This is a genomic window from Burkholderia sp. APQ4-4ca (genome assembly GCF_057837105.1).
On the sequence record NZ_JBYQCG010000015.1, the window covers coordinates 1 to 592 of the forward strand.

The 592-nt window shown below is 57.9% G+C and carries 1 protein-coding gene; it reads left to right on the plus strand.

The features are described from left to right. On the plus strand, positions 1–592 hold a 592-nt coding region (locus tag AC3IFE_RS01430; protein ID WP_489189376.1), incomplete at both ends, for a transposase.

The following is a 592-nucleotide window of genomic DNA, read 5'->3' on the forward strand; positions in this document are numbered from 1 at the left end:
TAGGCTATCCCTGTCGCCAGATACTGACGGCGTGGGTTCGCGAGCGCTATCCGGAAACCAGGAAACGCGTGGTTGGCAAGGCAGGCCGACCGGCCGTGTCATTGGCGACCAGGCAGCTCGCGGTGTACGAACTGTGCACACGGGAAGGACGTGCACAGGCGGTGGCGCAAAAGCTGGACGTCGACAGGGTGTCGCTGTACAACTGGAAGAACCAGTTACTCGGCCGAGGGGCCCCTGCATCCATGAAGCGCGACAAAGGATCACCATCAGAGACGGATCGGGACGAACTGGAGCGGCAGGTCGAAGAGCTCCGGCGCGACATTCGCAATCTGAAGCTTGAACACGACCTGTTGAAGAAGGCGAATGAACTCGTAAAAAAAGACCTGGGCGTCGACCTGTCACTCCTGAGCAATCGGGAGAAGACGACGCTGGTTGACGCCCTGAGAGAAGAATACGGTTTGACTGAGCTGCTTGAGCGGTTGGACCTGGCGCGCAGCTCCTATTTTTATCATCGGTCGCCCATACGGGTTGCCGACAAATATGCAGATGTCCGTCGTACCGTTGCAGAGATCTTCGAGGACAATCACCGATC